The sequence below is a fragment of the Citrobacter sp. LUTT5 genome, assembly GCF_009905315.1.
Lineage (GTDB): Bacteria > Pseudomonadota > Gammaproteobacteria > Enterobacterales > Enterobacteriaceae > Citrobacter > Citrobacter freundii.
In genome coordinates this window covers 1,417,272-1,432,936 of sequence record NZ_CP047606.1, presented here as the reverse complement: position 1 = coordinate 1,432,936, position 15,665 = coordinate 1,417,272, and the positions used below count along the sequence as shown (strand labels likewise).

The following is a 15,665-nucleotide window of genomic DNA, read 5'->3' as shown; positions in this document are numbered from 1 at the left end:
CGATACGCAGAAACACGAGGTCCTCTTTTAATGGCGAATTTTTTCATCGATCGCCCCATTTTTGCCTGGGTGTTAGCTATCCTGTTGTGCCTGACAGGAGCCCTGGCTATTTTTTCACTACCCGTTGAGCAATATCCCGATCTGGCGCCGCCAAACGTACGGGTCACCGCCAACTATCCTGGCGCCTCGGCTCAGACTCTGGAAAACACCGTCACCCAGGTGATCGAGCAGAACATGACCGGTCTCGATAACCTGATGTACATGTCGTCACAGAGCAGCGGGACAGGTCAGGCGTCAGTTACGCTGAGCTTTGTCGCCGGAACCGATCCTGATGAGGCCGTCCAGCAGGTGCAAAACCAGCTGCAATCGGCAATGCGTAAACTGCCGCAGGCGGTACAGGATCAGGGGGTCACGGTGCGTAAGACCGGGGACACCAATATTCTGACAATCGCCTTTGTCTCCACCGATGGCTCAATGGATAAGCAGGACATCGCCGACTATGTCGCCAGTAACATTCAGGATCCGCTCAGCCGTATTAACGGCGTGGGGGATATTGACGCTTACGGCTCACAGTACTCCATGCGAATCTGGCTTGACCCGGCCAAACTGAACAGTTTCCAGATGACCGCTAAAGATGTGACCGACGCTATCGAGTCACAGAATGCGCAGATTGCGGTCGGACAACTTGGCGGTACGCCTTCGGTGGACAAGCAGGCGCTGAACGCGACGATCAACGCCCAGTCGCTACTGCAGACTCCGGATGAATTCCGCGCCATTACTCTACGTGTCAACCAGGATGGCTCAGAAGTTAAACTGGGCGATGTGGCAACGGTCGAAATGGGGGCCGAGAAGTACGACTACCTCAGCCGGTTTAACGGCAACCCGGCTTCCGGTCTGGGCGTGAAACTGGCCTCCGGCGCCAATGAAATGGCAACGGCAGAGCTGGTGCTCAACCGCCTTGACGAACTGTCACAGTATTTTCCACATGGGCTGGAATATAAGGTGGCATATGAAACCACCTCCTTTGTCAAAGCCTCAATCATCGACGTGGTAAAAACCCTGCTGGAAGCGATAGCGCTGGTATTCCTCGTGATGTACCTGTTCCTGCAAAACTTCCGCGCCACGCTGATTCCCACCATCGCTGTTCCCGTCGTCCTGATGGGTACCTTCTCCGTGCTTTACGCCTTTGGCTATAGCGTTAACACCTTGACGATGTTTGCGATGGTGCTGGCGATCGGCCTGCTGGTCGATGACGCCATTGTGGTAGTGGAAAACGTCGAGCGTATTATGAGTGAGGAAGGGCTCACACCGCGGGAAGCGACGCGGAAATCGATGGGGCAAATCCAGGGCGCGCTGGTTGGTATTGCCATGGTGCTGTCGGCGGTGTTTATCCCGATGGCCTTCTTCGGCGGCACTACCGGGGCTATTTACCGCCAGTTCTCGATTACTATCGTCTCCGCAATGGTGCTGTCTGTTCTGGTGGCGATGCTCCTCACTCCTGCTCTGTGCGCCACCCTGCTCAAACCGCTGCATAAGGGCGAGCATCACGGACAAACCGGTTTCTTCGGCTGGTTTAACCGAATGTTTAATCGCAACGCCGAGCGCTACGAAAAAGGCGTTGCCAGGATCCTGCACCGCAGCCTGCGCTGGATACTGATCTACGGCCTGCTGCTCGGCGGAATGGTTTTCCTGTTCCTGCGCCTGCCAACCTCCTTCCTGCCGCTGGAAGACCGCGGCATGTTTACCACCTCGGTACAGCTGCCTAGCGGCTCCACACAGCAGCAAACATTGAAAGTGGTTGAGGAAGTAGAGAAGTATTACTTCACCCATGAGAAAGACAACATTATGTCGGTCTTTTCCACGGTCGGTTCAGGCCCTGGCGGGAACGGTCAAAACGTGGCGCGTATGTTTGTCCGTTTAAAAGACTGGGATGAGCGCGACACCACCACCGGAACCTCTTTCGCCATCATTGAACGTGCGACCAAAGCTTTTAATAAGATTAAAGAAGCCCGCGTCTTCGCCAGTAGCCCTCCGGCTATCAGTGGCCTCGGAAGCTCTGCCGGTTTCGATATGGAGCTGCAGGATCACGCTGGTGCGGGGCATGACGCGTTAATGGCCGCGCGCGACAAGCTGATTGAGCTGGCCGGGAAGGATTCTTCCCTGACCCGCGTTCGTCATAACGGTCTGGACGACAGCCCGCAGTTGCAAATTGATATCGATCAGCGCAAAGCCCAGGCACTGGGCGTTTCCATCGACGACATCAACGATACATTGCAAACGGCCTGGGGTTCCAGCTACGTCAATGACTTTATGGACCGCGGTCGCGTGAAGAAGGTTTACGTACAGGCGGCAGCAAAATATCGCATGCTCCCTGACGACATCAATTTGTGGTACGTCCGTAATAACAACGGTGGCATGGTGCCTTTCTCGGCCTTTGCCACGTCGCGCTGGGAAACCGGTTCACCGCGTCTGGAACGCTACAACGGCTACTCCGCGGTCGAGATTGTCGGAGAAGCCGCGCCCGGCGTCAGTACCGGTACAGCGATGGACATAATGGAATCGCTGGTGCGCCAGTTGCCGACCGGATTTGGCCTCGAATGGACTGCGATGTCTTATCAGGAACGGCTGTCGGGTTCTCAGGCCCCCGCCCTGTACGCCATTTCTCTGCTGGTGGTATTCCTGTGTCTGGCGGCCCTGTATGAAAGCTGGTCAGTTCCCTTCTCTGTCATGCTGGTTGTGCCGCTGGGGGTCATTGGTGCTCTGCTGGCGACCTGGATGCGCGGTCTGGAAAACGACGTGTACTTCCAGGTCGGGTTACTTACCGTTATCGGGCTATCGGCGAAGAACGCAATCTTGATTGTTGAATTCGCCAATGAGATGAACGAGAAAGGACACGATCTGCTCGATGCCACGCTCCACGCCTGTCGCCAGCGCTTGCGTCCGATTCTGATGACGTCGCTGGCGTTTATCTTCGGGGTCCTGCCGATGACAATCAGCAGCGGCGCGGGCTCCGGCGGTCAACATGCGGTGGGGACAGGCGTAATGGGTGGAATGATTTCAGCCACTATCCTGGCGATTTACTTCGTGCCCCTGTTCTTTGTGCTGGTGCGCAGACGCTTCCCGTTGAAACCGCGCCCGGAATAATCGGGCACAAAAAAGGCGACTTACGTTGAGTCGCCTTTTTTTATCCTTTACAGGATATGAATTTCTTCCAGAAAATTATTTACGAAGCATCACTTCAATAAAGTCTTTCCAGTTCCCCAGTTCACGTTCAATCATAACAACCTCTCTTATTATTATGAGCATTCTACAAAATCATCATCATCAAAAGAAGAACATTTAACCGATGGTTGTGATTACATCCTCCCGTGCTTGGGGTTTATGTCATCACTATGCGCCATACTCATAAATTTTATGTGACTTACTGCAATATTTTGAAATATTCATACGCTATCTACTACTTTGCCAATTCTGATGGAAAAACAGGCTGATGCAAACAGATAAATTCTGAATTGTGGCTCAGCACAGATTATTGGAACTTTCAGGAATTATTATTAACCATTGCCCAACAATGTTATATTTTTCTATAACGTCTGAATGACAATATGTATTATCTGCATTCATCAGCATAAGAATAGATATTCAAAATTAGTTAATAAGGATTCAAATGATCACCCTCTACGGCATTAAGAATTGCGACACGATTAAAAAAGCCAGACGCTGGTTGGAAGCTCAAGGTATTGACTATCGCTTTCATGATTATCGCGTCGACGGTCTTGACAATACGCTATTACAGTCCTTTATCAGCGAATTAGGTTGGGAAGCGCTGCTCAATACACGTGGAACCACCTGGCGTAAACTCGATGAATCCACGCGCAGTCAAATCACCGATGCGGCTTCCGCCGCCGCATTGATGATTGAAATGCCAGCAATTATCAAACGCCCATTGCTCTGCGCGCCGGGTAAGCCTATGCTGCTTGGTTTCAGTGAATCCAGTTATACTCTGTTTTTTAATGAGGTGTAGTCTATGTCGTGCCCGGTTATTGAGCTGACACAGCAGCTTATTCGCCGTCCTTCCCTGAGCCCGGATGATGCCGGGTGCCAGGCGTTAATGATTGAACGCCTGCGCGCGGTAGGTTTTACCGTTGAGCGTATGGATTTTGGTGACACACAGAATTTTTGGGCATGGCGCGGTAAAGGTGAGACCCTGGCATTTGCCGGTCACACCGACGTAGTGCCCGCCGGCGATGTCGATCGTTGGATCAATCCACCGTTCGAACCGACCATTCGCGATGGCATGCTGTTCGGGCGTGGCGCTGCCGATATGAAAGGCTCACTGGCAGCGATGGTCGTGGCCGCAGAGCGTTTTGTCGCCCAGCATCCAAACCATCAGGGTCGTCTGGCATTTTTGATAACGTCCGACGAAGAAGCCAGCGCCAAAAACGGCACCGTAAAGGTGGTTGAAGCACTGATGGCGCGTAATGAGCGACTGGATTATTGTCTGGTTGGCGAGCCGTCCAGCACGGAAATCGTTGGCGACGTAGTCAAGAATGGACGTCGTGGTTCACTGACCTGCAACCTGACCATTCATGGCGTGCAGGGGCACGTAGCCTATCCGCATCTGGCCGATAACCCGGTACACCGCGCGGCGCCAATGCTCAACGAACTAGTGGCGATTGAGTGGGATCAGGGGAACGAATTCTTCCCGGCGACCAGCATGCAGATTGCCAATATTCAGGCAGGTACCGGCAGCAACAACGTTATCCCCGGCGAACTGTTTATCCAGTTCAACTTCCGTTTCAGCACTGAGCTGACCGATGAGATGATTAAAGCACGGGTTCACGCGCTGCTGGAGAAACATCAGTTGCGCTATACCGTCGACTGGTGGCTTTCCGGTCAGCCGTTCCTGACTGAACGCGGTAAACTGGTGGATGCAGTAGTGAACGCCATTGAGCACTATAATGAAATTAAACCGCAGTTACTGACTACAGGCGGGACGTCCGACGGGCGCTTTATTGCCCGCATGGGGGCACAGGTAGTCGAACTTGGGCCGGTCAACGCCACTATTCATAAAATAAATGAATGTGTTAATGCCGCCGACCTGCAGCTGCTTGCCCGTATGTATCAACGTATCATGGAGCAACTCGTCGCCTGATGAGTGTTCCTGCAAGAGGAAAAATACATGGACTGGCTAGCAAAATATTGGTGGATTCTGGTGTTGGTGTTTCTGGTAGGCGTGCTGCTTAACGTTATCAAAGATCTCAAGCGCGTCGATCCAAAGAAATATCTGGCCAACAAACCGGAGCTTCCCCCACATCGTGACTTTAACGATAAATGGGATGACGACGACGATTGGCCGAACAAGGATCAACCGAAGAAATAATTTCCAGGCCGATAAGTCACGTAGGCCCGGTAAGCGTTAGCGCCACCGGGCGTTAAGTGCCGGATGGCAACGCTTCGCGTTTTATCCGGCCTACGGTTATCAATCAGATCATCTCAATCACATCATCATCGTGAGGCTTACCGCCGCTCAGCGCTTCATCAAAATAGTGCTTCGGTACGGTAAAACGCAGATGATCGAGCGCAAACTGCATGCTGCGTTCATCAATGGCGTGCCCCAGGTTTTCGACGATATCCAGCGTCACATCCCCACCCGCAGCAATTAATGCCTCCTGCGCGGCAACGGCATGGGAGAGCTCTATCACCCGGTCTTCACCACCGTGAATCAAATGCACCGTCGTTGCGGTAGTTGCAACCTCCGGTAAGGTGGCATAGCGACCATTGAAGGCAATGACCCGCGACGCCAGCCCCGGCTCGGCTTTGATGCTCTCAAGCGACATAATCGAACCCTGAGAAAAACCAATCAGCGCGGTGGCCTGCGGTGAAACACCGCTTTGTTTCTGCCAGTAGCGCACGGTTTCGATAAACACCGGCATAATCGCGTCGATACGCGCCTGGCGGTTCTCTTCCGTTACGCCCTGTACCGAAAACCACTGACGTCCGGAAGTCGTACCGTAAGGCTCTGCCCCGCCAATGCTGACGATTAACGCATCCGGAAACAGCGGCGCAAACCAGGAGCCAATTTCACCCATGGCAACCGGGTTATCGCCGACGCCATGAAACAGCAGCAGTAGCTGTTGAGCGGGTTTATCAGGACTTTGAACAACAAAATGGTCATGTTTCATGGCGATCTCCTTAACTGATGAGAATCATTCTACGCCGCTTAACCGCAATGACCATGCCAGGAAATTGAAGATGTTAGTGAAAAAATTGCCATTGCATAATGCGATTATGTAGCCGCTGTTCACGTTCAGCATCCAGTTGATTTAACGCTTGTGCCGCTTCGGCGCGCTGAACGACCAGCAGCGCTTTACGACCTGAGATCTTCAGCTGTTGGCATAATTCGGCGTCGCTGCGTTTAGCCTGTATACGTCCGCGCAATGCCGGAAGAGGTAATTCACTGTGCTCAAGCAGACGACTCAGACAGCCTAACGACGTCAATAATGGCCGATGCGCGAAGGCAAACCCAGCCAGCTCAGCCCAGTCATCCTCATTAAGCGTAGTCTCTTTCAGCGGGACCAGCGGAATGCTCTCACCGTTCCATCGCGCAAGGATTTCCACGTCACGCCGCAAATGCTGGTGCTCCCGCTCGGCAAGGCGCTTTCCCGCTTCGCTAATCGGCAGCAACGCCATGGCGGTATAACAGCCGCTGCTGGCTTCCCGGTGATTTCCCACTCTCACCAGCACAAAACCGCAGCGCTGCCAGAAACGCCATAGTTCAGCCGTATACCCAAAACTGACCGACAGATAGTCACACGATGTGGAATAGTGGTGGGCCAGCACAATCAGCTGTTGCCCAATACCTTCTCTTTGGCGCGCAGGATGAACCGCAATTCGACTGACTCGTCTCCCAACGAGCGTCGCCGCCAACGGGTCACCACCGTGCGCCGCCAGCGACTGCGCAACCAAATTCCCCCTCGGTCGACGATATCCGGCCCAGACGGCCTGGCTTAATTCTGCGGATAGTCCCCCTTCATCGACCAGCCAGACAGCACCCGCCACTGAGTCAGCGGTTGATGCCTGAAGAAAATGCTGACCAGGCGCGTCCATCATTCGCCGCAGGTCTAATGGCGAGGTGCGATAATGCGCTCCGGAGAGCAACTGGTATACCGCTAACGGCAGCGCCGGGCCAGCACCCCAGGACTGTTGCTCAAATGCCGAGAAGTGAAGCTCCCCCAATGGGGCATGCGTGAACGTTTCATCATCAAACACCAGCGCATCGCTGACAATTTGCTCCAGCGGACATCCCTGCGCCCAGCGCACGGGTTGTTGCAACTCATAGCGTCGAAGATTAGGGAAGCGGGCGCAGAATTTCAGCAAGAAGCCTCTACCCGTTCCCTCGTAGCCTTGTACTGTAGTGGTTAACAGCGTACGAGGAAAACGCGCCACCAGTTGGTGTAGCAGCGGCGCGGGGATCGCGGCGGCTTCATCCACAATCAGCCAGTCTGCGGTTTCAGAACTGCTTAATAGTGCATCCGGCGCCATAAAGCGGTAACGCTCTGCGGCAAATTGTGCCAGCACATCCGTTGCAGCTTTGGCAGGTGCGGTCACAATCGCAGTGCCGTTAATCCGCGCTATGAGTTGCCCTGCCAGAGCGGATTTGCCCCGACCCCGTGCGGCCGTCACCGCAACCACACCGGGAGGCATAGCCAGCAAATGATTTAATATCATCGCCTGTTCTGGTTGGGGTTCGCCGGTTGCCGCGAGCCAGGCTGCGCGAGCAGGAAAGTGCGGACAGGAAACCGGCTGATGCAGCTGCCAGTGCAGAGCCTGTCTATCGAGGGAAATCACCCGTTTGACGTGCTCAACAAAGTGCGGTGTGGGAATGGGCTCAGCACAATCGCTCCAGCGTAGTGAATCCACGTCCGGATGCGTGTGCCAGGAATGCCAGGGTGGGGTCAGCAAAACCAGCCAACTGCCGGCAAGCAGTGTACCGCTTAAGGCGGCAAACGCAGCAGCGTCAAATCCCTGCCCGGCGTCGAAAACTGCATGACGAAACTCGCGCCCCAGTAACGTTTGCAGCGCCTGTGGCGTACAGTTCGGTTCAGCAGGGGCATTCGCCCCTACCCACAACCAGTCGCCGGGTAATATGTCGCGTAGCGCTAACGCCTGCCCCTGACACCAGTTCTCCTCGCCGCTGATAATCAGCAAACGACGGATCCCCTCACGAGCCATCTGTTCGGTTAACGCCCTCAGCGCCGTGTTATCGGACATCCCTGCCTCTGTATCTTAAATACCTTTACCAAAAGTATTACATTGTCCCGGATCGCCGCTATCAAAACCGCGTTTAAACCAAGTAAAACGCTGTTCAGAGGTTCCGTGAGTAAAGCTGTCCGGTACGACGCGTCCTTGCCCCTGCTGTTGCAGACGATCGTCACCAATGGCCTGTGCGGCGTTTAGTGCCTCTTCCAGGTCACCAGACTCCAGCACGCCCTGCTGCTGCATGCTGTGGCCCCAGACACCGGCAAAGCAGTCCGCCTGCAGTTCCATACGAACGGAAAGACGGTTCACTTCTGCCTGTGAAGCATTTTGTTGCATCTGGCGAACTTTCGGTTCAATACCCAGCAGTTTCTGCACGTGGTGACCCACTTCATGGGCGATAACATAGCCCTGCGCAAAATCACCATCCGCGCCCAGCTTGTTTTTCATGTCATCATAGAATGAAAGGTCGATATATACCGTACCATCTGCCGGACAATAAAACGGCCCCATCACGGACTGGCCCGCGCCGCAGCCGGTACGCGTCGCACCCCGGTACATCACCAGCTTCGGCTGTTGGTAGGTGCGGCCCATTTTTTCAAACTGCTGTCCCCAGGTATCTTCTGTTGTAGCCAGAATCACCGAGGTAAATTTTGCCGCTTCATCATCGTTTGGGCTGATGGAGCGTGATGATTGTTGTTGGGAGACCGGCTGGCCGGTCATTAATCCGGTGAGATCCACGCCATAATAACCCGCCACCAGCACCACAATCAGCAGGATGATACCGCCTTTACCACTGGGCAGACGAAAACCAGGCCCCCCCATAGAGGGGCCGCCGCCAGAGCTGTTTCGTCTGTCTTCCACGTTGTCACTTTCACGACGCCCTTGCCAGCGCATAATCACCTCAACTTTTTATTCATTATGATGATGATCGTAGGCGGTTCGGAACAGGATTACCATAAGAAATAGTAATCAAATCAGGTGGGGTTAATGAGCCGGAGAGCGATCGCCGGCTCAGGGAAAGATTAGTCTAACTTCACACCCAGGCGATGCGCGACGGCTTCATAGGCTTCGATCAGGCCGCCCAGACTCTGGCGGAAGCGATCTTTGTCCATTTTATCCAGCGTTTCTTTGTCCCACAGGCGGCTACCGTCCGGTGAGAATTCATCACCCAGGACAACTTCACCTTTATACAAACCAAACTCAAGTTTGAAGTCGACCAGAATCAGACCAGCATCATCAAACATCTTTTTCAGCACGTCGTTAGCTTTGTAGGTCAGCTCTTTCATACGTGCCAGATTCTCTTTGCTCACCCAACCAAAAGTTTCGCAATAGGAATCGTTAATCATTGGATCGTGCATAGCATCGTTTTTCAGGAACAGATCAAACAGCGGCGGATTCAGTTCAATACCTTCCTCAACGCCTAAACGCTTAACCAGAGAGCCTGCCGCGCGGTTACGTACCACACATTCAACCGGTACCATATCCAGCTTTTTCACCAGACATTCGGTATCAGAAAGCAGTTGCTCCATCTGGGTAGGAATACCCGCTTCTTGCAGTTTAGTCATAATGAAATGGTTGAATTTGTTGTTCACCATACCTTTACGGTCAAACTGTTCAATGCGCGCGCCATCCCCTGCTGACGTATCATTGCGGAATTCGAGCACCAACAGGTCCGGGTTTTCCGTGCTGTATACGGTCTTCGCTTTACCACGATACAACTCAGCTTGCTTTTGCATCTTTATTACTCCTGGGTGTGAATTAACGATAAATATTGCGTTTTTCTGCCGACGCACACGTTTGCGTATCATATCAGAAAAAAAGGGCTGGAGTTATCCAGCCCTTTATTTTTACTTACTGAACGCTGCCTGGAAGACGGCGACCAGCGCGTCGTTCTGGCTTTGCGTCAGGGTATGCCCCTTCGGATCGATAAACTGCAAGCTACTGCGGTTGTCTAAATCACCGACCTGCAGTTTATAGTCGCCGGATACCAGACCTGGGTCACTTGCGCCCAGCTCCTGCCAGCTGCTATCAGACAGAGGTTTGTAGGTCACCGCGATGCTACCCTGAGAACGGGTGCTGTCGGTTACCTTCATCCCCACTTTCTCAAGCGCTGCTGGCAGACGCTGCCACACCACGTTGAACGGTCCGCGTACCACCAGCATTGGTAAACCGGTGTCATCGGCTGCGCTCTGAACATCCATGGTGGCTGCAGAGCGGTTCTGCGCGGCATTCGCGGCGTCGGTGGCGTTCTTATCCAGACCAGCAGAGATAACGTTCATCATCTCAGCGCTGTAACGCTGCATTGATGCCGCATCGGCTACGGGTTTACCCGCCTGCTCGAGGTTAACCAGTTTCACCGTTACCGCTTGCTGATAGCCCTGCGGTTTAACCGAGATTTGATAACGTCCACGGTACTGCTCGTCTTCATCCAGACGGTTCCAGTCAACCCAGTCGGTGGTCAGCGTCTGGCTGGCATCATCACGTTTGGTGATCGTGTAGTTTTTAGACTGAATGACGCTCACGACCTGCGGCCACAGCGTGTTGCCACGACCATTTTCCACCAGCAACGTTGAGGTATCGCCTGCGATTTGCGTGCGAGCGCCAGTGACTAACGCTAACGGCTGAGCCGGTGGACGAATATCCAGCGCTTTACCCACGGCACCACTGCCGTTGGTTACCGGGATATTATAGTCGCCCGACATAACCGGCAAAATCATCCCAGCTGGAGCATGAAGCTCAGCAAGCGGTGCGGCCTCCAGATAGGATTCATCACCGCTCACCTGGCGCTTATAGCGCGAGTCAGAGCTACAGGCCGCGAGCAACATAACAAGCGAAACACCCGCAACCTTGGCCAGGCGCGACTTTTGTACTGAGTAAGCCATCAAATCTCCCTAAACTTTACAGCAAACCGGCATGCTTAAGTGCCGCTTTGACGATTTCACGAGCATTGTCCGTGATTGGCGTCATCGGCAGACGTAGCGTATCGGTCGCCACAAGTCCCAATTCCTTACACGCCCATTTCACGGGAATAGGATTGGGTTCGACAAATAGTTTGTTGTGTAACGGCATCAGACGCTGGTTAATCACCCGCGCCTCGGCAAATTGCCCGGCTGCCGCCAGTTTGCACATTTCAGCCATATCACGTGCCGCAACGTTAGACGTTACGGAAATCACGCCATGACCACCGAGCTGCATAAAATCCAGTCCGGTCGCGTCATCACCGCTGAGCAGAATAAAGTCGTCCGAAACCAGCTCTTTGATCTGGTGAACGCGACTTAAGTTCCCCGTGGCCTCTTTAATAGCGATAATATTTTTAACTTTCGCCAGACGACCAACGGTTTCCGGCAGCATATCGCAGCCAGTACGGGACGGCACATTATACAGAATTTGCGGCAGGTCAGTATGCTCAGCGATGGCTTTGAAATGCTGGAACAAACCTTCCTGGGTTGGGCGGTTGTAGTAAGGCGTCACCGTCAGGCAGCCAACAACACCGCTGTCGTTGAAACGCTGCGTCAGACTAATGGCTTCCGCGGTCGCATTGGCGCCGGTTCCGGCAATAACCGGAATACGCCCGTCAGCCAGCTCCAGCGTCATCATCACCACATCGCCATGTTCATCATGACTCAGGGTGGCGGACTCACCGGTGGTGCCAACAGAAACGATCGCCGAGGTGCCGCTGGCGACATGATAATCAATCAGTTTTTTCAGGCTCGACCGGCAGACTTTACCTTTCTCATCCATCGGCGTAACAAGCGCGACAATACTTCCCGTGAACATGGGCCATCCTCTGTGCAAACAAGTGTCTCAATGGTACGTTTGGTACGACAATAAAAGCAAGCGACCAGAGCCGTTCTGATTGTTGTATGCATGTTTTTTTTATGCTTTCCTTATGATTACCTCACCGCTCAAAGGAAGAACAGGTTTGACATCGTCATCGCAACACTATCTGGTCATTACTGCGCTGGGTGCCGACCGCCCAGGAATTGTGAACACCATCACACGTCATGTCAGCAGTTGCGGCTGTAATATCGAAGACAGCCGACTGGCCATGCTGGGTGATGAGTTCACGTTTATCATGTTGCTGTCGGGCACCTGGAATGCCATCACCCTGATTGAATCAACCCTGCCATTAAAAGGCGCAGAGCTGGATTTACTCATTGTGATGAAGCGCACGACCGCGCGCCCTCGTCCGGCGATGCCTGCTACGGTATGGGTGCAGGTCGATGTCCCTGATTCTCCCCATTTGATTGAACGCTTCACCGCACTGTTTGACAGCCACCAAATGAATATTGCGGAACTGGTTTCACGCACGCAACCGGCGGAGAATGGAAAGGCGGCGCAGTTGTTTATTCAAATTACCGCACATAGTCCTGCGTCACATGATTCGGCAAATATTGAAGATGCGTTTAAAGCACTCTGTACAGAACTCAATGCGCAAGGCAGTATTAACGTCGTCAATTACTCACAGCATGATGAACAGGATGGAGTTAAGTAATGAACCCACTGAAAGCCGGTGATATCGCACCGAAATTTAGCTTGCCGGATCAAGACGGAGAACAAGTAAATTTAACCGACTTCCAGGGACAGCGTGTTCTGGTTTATTTTTACCCGAAAGCCATGACACCCGGCTGTACCGTACAGGCCTGCGGCTTGCGCGATAACATGGATGAGTTAAAAAAAGCTGGTGTTGAAGTGCTGGGGATCAGCACCGACAAACCAGAGAAGCTTTCCCGATTCGCGGAGAAAGAAGTCCTGAATTTCACGCTCCTGTCCGATGAAGATCATCAGGTTTGCGAGCAGTTCGGCGTCTGGGGTGAGAAGTCATTTATGGGCAAAACCTACGATGGCATCCACCGCATCAGCTTCCTGATTGATGCCGAAGGCAAAATTGAGCACGTGTTCGATGACTTCAAAACCAGCAATCACCACGACGTGGTACTGAACTGGCTGAAAGAGAACGCCTGATTTACGTTTTGCTGGAAAAAGCCTGATGGCGCTTCGCTTATCAGGCCTACGCAGCTTATTAATATTGCGAAACTTGTAGGCCGGGTGAGGCGTAGCCGCCACCCGGCATAAACGTTTATTCAAACGTCCCTTTTACGCAGGCTTTCTTCTCTCTGACCACGGCTTTTCCCTTCGCCCAAAGATGATTAACCTCCAACGCATCGTTAAGCACCAGAATGTCCGCATCGCATCCCACCGCCAGGCGCCCCTTATGTTCGAGCCCCAAAAATTCTGCGACCGTACGCGTCAGCGGACAGAGCGCCTGTTCCAGCGGTATGGCATGAACTTTCACCAACTGGCGCACCGTTTCAGCCAGTGATTCAAACCCCGCGACACCGATACCGATGAGATTACCTAACTCATCAAATTCCGGCTGGCTGCCGTTGCCATCCGAGCTAAGCGTAATGCGCGACAGTGGCACGTTCTGCCGCAGCGCCGTGGCGATAGCCGTGGCGGGGTCGACGGGCTCATCAATGCTGCTGGTAATGTCGATATAACCGCCTTTACGGGCATACTCCAGCGCCGCCTGGAACAACGGTTCCGCACGGTTAACGTGTGTCGGCAACAGTTTAGTAATCGGCACATCGCAGCAGTTGAGGATCTGGTACAATGGTTCCAGCATGCGCGGGCTATCGCCCATATGGAATACACTGATCCCCGGTTTGCGTCCTAACAATCCACCGACGCGCGACTGCGCTGCCATGTTTGCCAGCACCGAGGTATCTGGGGGTGAGGAACGATGGTCCGAAATCGCACATTTCACGCCAATGATTTTATCGATCAGCGCCACGTCACGCTCGATGCTGCCGGTGATCGTCGGGGAAGGCAGAGAATACGCCCCAGTAAGCATCCATGCGCTGATGCCTTCAAACTCCAGCGCGCGGGTTTTTGCCAGCAGCGATTCCGGATGACGGGTAATGCCATCGGTACCCAGCAAACCCACCACCGAAGTTACACCAGCTTCAACCAGGCGTGACAAGCGCACTTCCGGCGTGCGGGTATGCGGCCCTGCTTCCCCGCCTCCGCCAATCAGATGGACGTGTTGATCGATAAATCCTGGGCACACAATCGCGCCGTCAAGATTGATACACTCGCAACCGGGAAAGTCTTCAGGAGAAATTGACGGGGCGATGGCAACAATTTTACTGCCGGAGACCAGTATATCCTGTCGCCCTAAATCTTCCGGTGCGTACACGTGTCCCTGCTGGAACAACGTCAAATTAAGAATTGAACAGTTCATAACCTTCCTTGTCAGGCAATTACCTGCATAACCCAAATAGAGAGCAGCGCATTAATGACGCATACCGCAATAATCAGCGGGTAGTAACGGGGATGGACCCCCGCAGTTCCCAGGCAGCGTCCCACATTTTGCACCGGATTGCCCATCAGGTAGATTGCCGGTAGCAATACAGTCGCATCATGTCCCGAAAGCGTACCAGCAACAACCAGACTGGCACAAACGCCGACGCCGCCTCCCATACTCATCACCGCCGCCAGCAGCACGGTGGCAGATTCCCCCGGTAGCCCCCACAACGCCATCACCGGTTCGCACACCCGCCCGACAATCTCGAGCAATCCCGTCACCTTCAGCGCCTGAATAATCACAAACGCCATCACCACGTTAGGTAACAGGCTGGTTGTAGCAATTGTAAACCCGCGCCGCGCGCCATCGATAAACATATCCATGACGTTTTTACGTACCTGCGTTGTCATCTCAGACCTCCTGCTGCAGACGGCGATTTTCCAACTGCGCAATCCACAAACGCAGCAGGTTCGCACCCACAAATTTGAAGACAAGGATCACCGCCAGCGGCGTAATCACCGGAACGGTAACCACCGTAAACAGCGCAGCACCAGAGGAAAAATAGTTGGTAATACACGCGCTGCCGCTGGTTTGCCAGCAGGCAAAAATGGCACGCTCCTGTTCAGTAATAATGCCCTCTTCCGCCATCTCTTTGGTCATCCCGGCCGCGGCATCGGTATTTTGCAAATTAGCAATTAGCGCCAGCGAACAAACTCCCGGAATACCGAGTAACGGGCGCAGGACCGGCGTCATCAGCTGTTGTGCCGCACGTAAACCACCTAGCCCTTCGGTGACGGAAATAATCCCGAGTGAAAGAATGACGGAAGGTGCCAGCTCAAGCGCGAATAAGAAGCCGTCTTTGGCTCCCATCCCTCCAGAGCCGCGAAAAGAGACCGCCGTATCGCCTGCGGCATTAATCTGCCCAAAGGCGCCGTTGAGGACGGTGAAGTCAAAGACCCGCCACCATTCAGTACTTTTCGCAAACATGCCGGAAAAAAGGATAATCGTGATAAAAAAAGCGAGATAACCGCCCCATCCCACCTTTTGCTGCGTGTGTGTGTTGTGACCCATTTTGTTCTCCTGTTGGTCTTATTCC

The 15,665-nt window shown here is 53.5% G+C and carries 16 protein-coding genes; 6 read left to right on the top strand and 10 right to left on the bottom strand.

From position 1 onward, the window contains the following. Nucleotides 1-30: 30 nt before the first annotated feature. Entirely contained in the window at nucleotides 31-3,144 is a 3,114-nt protein-coding gene (acrD, locus tag GUC46_RS06695) for a multidrug efflux RND transporter permease AcrD (protein ID WP_160179955.1), read from the top strand. A 75-nt stretch (nucleotides 3,145-3,219) separates the two neighbouring features. On the opposite strand, the gene ypfM is transcribed toward acrD, so the two are convergent. Then, nucleotides 3,220-3,279 carry a protein YpfM gene (ypfM, locus tag GUC46_RS06690; RefSeq protein WP_001386977.1) on the bottom strand — a complete coding sequence of 20 codons (60 nt, stop codon included), beginning with the start codon at nucleotides 3,277-3,279 and terminating at the stop codon, nucleotides 3,220-3,222. A gap of 388 nt (nucleotides 3,280-3,667) precedes the next feature. Here ypfM and GUC46_RS06685 point away from each other — a divergent pair, with 388 nt between their 5' ends. From GUC46_RS06685 to GUC46_RS06675, 3 genes are read left to right on the top strand one after another with little or no spacing between them, the layout of a single operon-like run. Further along, on the top strand, nucleotides 3,668-4,024 hold the full coding sequence (locus tag GUC46_RS06685) for an ArsC family reductase (protein WP_003835078.1): 357 nt from the start codon (nucleotides 3,668-3,670) through the stop codon (nucleotides 4,022-4,024). A gap of 3 nt (nucleotides 4,025-4,027) precedes the next feature. Further along, nucleotides 4,028-5,155: a succinyl-diaminopimelate desuccinylase gene (dapE, locus tag GUC46_RS06680; RefSeq protein WP_003037976.1), complete on the top strand. Its 1,128-nt coding sequence runs from the start codon at nucleotides 4,028-4,030 to the stop codon at nucleotides 5,153-5,155. Between the two features lie 27 nt (nucleotides 5,156-5,182). Continuing rightward, a complete protein-coding gene (locus GUC46_RS06675) occupies nucleotides 5,183-5,383 on the top strand; it encodes a membrane protein (RefSeq protein WP_003037974.1) in 201 nt (66 codons plus the stop codon). A gap of 103 nt (nucleotides 5,384-5,486) precedes the next feature. Here the strand turns inward: GUC46_RS06675 and ypfH are convergent, their stop codons facing one another. The 6 genes from ypfH to dapA form a co-directional block, all read right to left on the bottom strand. After that, the gene (gene ypfH, locus GUC46_RS06670; RefSeq protein WP_003037972.1) at nucleotides 5,487-6,185 is read right to left on the bottom strand and encodes an esterase; all 699 of its coding nucleotides are present in this window, start codon (nucleotides 6,183-6,185) and stop codon (nucleotides 5,487-5,489) included. A gap of 73 nt (nucleotides 6,186-6,258) precedes the next feature. Further along, nucleotides 6,259-8,274: a tRNA(Met) cytidine acetyltransferase TmcA gene (locus tag GUC46_RS06665; protein ID WP_160179953.1), complete on the bottom strand. Its 2,016-nt coding sequence runs from the start codon at nucleotides 8,272-8,274 to the stop codon at nucleotides 6,259-6,261. Between the two features lie 15 nt (nucleotides 8,275-8,289). Beyond that, nucleotides 8,290-9,156 (bottom strand): neutral zinc metallopeptidase, encoded by an 867-nt coding sequence (locus GUC46_RS06660; protein WP_003037967.1) that lies wholly within the window; start codon nucleotides 9,154-9,156, stop codon nucleotides 8,290-8,292. A 128-nt stretch (nucleotides 9,157-9,284) separates the two neighbouring features. After that, nucleotides 9,285-9,998 (bottom strand): phosphoribosylaminoimidazolesuccinocarboxamide synthase, encoded by a 714-nt coding sequence (gene purC, locus GUC46_RS06655; protein WP_048217279.1) that lies wholly within the window; start codon nucleotides 9,996-9,998, stop codon nucleotides 9,285-9,287. A 111-nt stretch (nucleotides 9,999-10,109) separates the two neighbouring features. Continuing rightward, nucleotides 10,110-11,144 (bottom strand): outer membrane protein assembly factor BamC, encoded by a 1,035-nt coding sequence (gene bamC / locus GUC46_RS06650; RefSeq protein ID WP_032937846.1) that lies wholly within the window; start codon nucleotides 11,142-11,144, stop codon nucleotides 10,110-10,112. A gap of 16 nt (nucleotides 11,145-11,160) precedes the next feature. Further along, nucleotides 11,161-12,039, bottom strand: coding sequence for a 4-hydroxy-tetrahydrodipicolinate synthase (gene dapA, locus GUC46_RS06645; RefSeq protein ID WP_003037957.1), 879 nt, complete (start codon nucleotides 12,037-12,039; stop codon nucleotides 11,161-11,163). Between the two features lie 145 nt (nucleotides 12,040-12,184). Between dapA and GUC46_RS06640 the strand changes: the two genes are divergently transcribed. Further along, nucleotides 12,185-12,757: a glycine cleavage system transcriptional repressor gene (locus GUC46_RS06640; protein ID WP_003037954.1), complete on the top strand. Its 573-nt coding sequence runs from the start codon at nucleotides 12,185-12,187 to the stop codon at nucleotides 12,755-12,757. Beyond that, nucleotides 12,757-13,227, top strand: coding sequence for a thioredoxin-dependent thiol peroxidase (gene bcp / locus GUC46_RS06635; RefSeq protein WP_003037951.1), 471 nt, complete (start codon nucleotides 12,757-12,759; stop codon nucleotides 13,225-13,227). Before GUC46_RS06640 ends, bcp begins: the two co-directional genes overlap by 1 nt. Nucleotides 13,228-13,342: 115 nt before the next feature. On the opposite strand, the gene iadA is transcribed toward bcp, so the two are convergent. Genes iadA through GUC46_RS06620 form a run of 3 tightly spaced genes read right to left on the bottom strand, consistent with a single transcriptional unit; the run spans nucleotide 13,343 to nucleotide 15,640 of the window. Further along, on the bottom strand, nucleotides 13,343-14,506 hold the full coding sequence (gene iadA, locus GUC46_RS06630; protein ID WP_160179951.1) for a beta-aspartyl-peptidase: 1,164 nt from the start codon (nucleotides 14,504-14,506) through the stop codon (nucleotides 13,343-13,345). An 11-nt stretch (nucleotides 14,507-14,517) separates the two neighbouring features. Next, nucleotides 14,518-14,979 carry a YjiG family protein gene (locus GUC46_RS06625; RefSeq protein ID WP_003037948.1) on the bottom strand — a complete coding sequence of 154 codons (462 nt, stop codon included), beginning with the start codon at nucleotides 14,977-14,979 and terminating at the stop codon, nucleotides 14,518-14,520. A 1-nt stretch (nucleotide 14,980) separates the two neighbouring features. After that, entirely contained in the window at nucleotides 14,981-15,640 is a 660-nt protein-coding gene (locus tag GUC46_RS06620; protein ID WP_003847228.1) for a nucleoside recognition domain-containing protein, read from the bottom strand. Nucleotides 15,641-15,665: the final 25 nt, after the last annotated feature.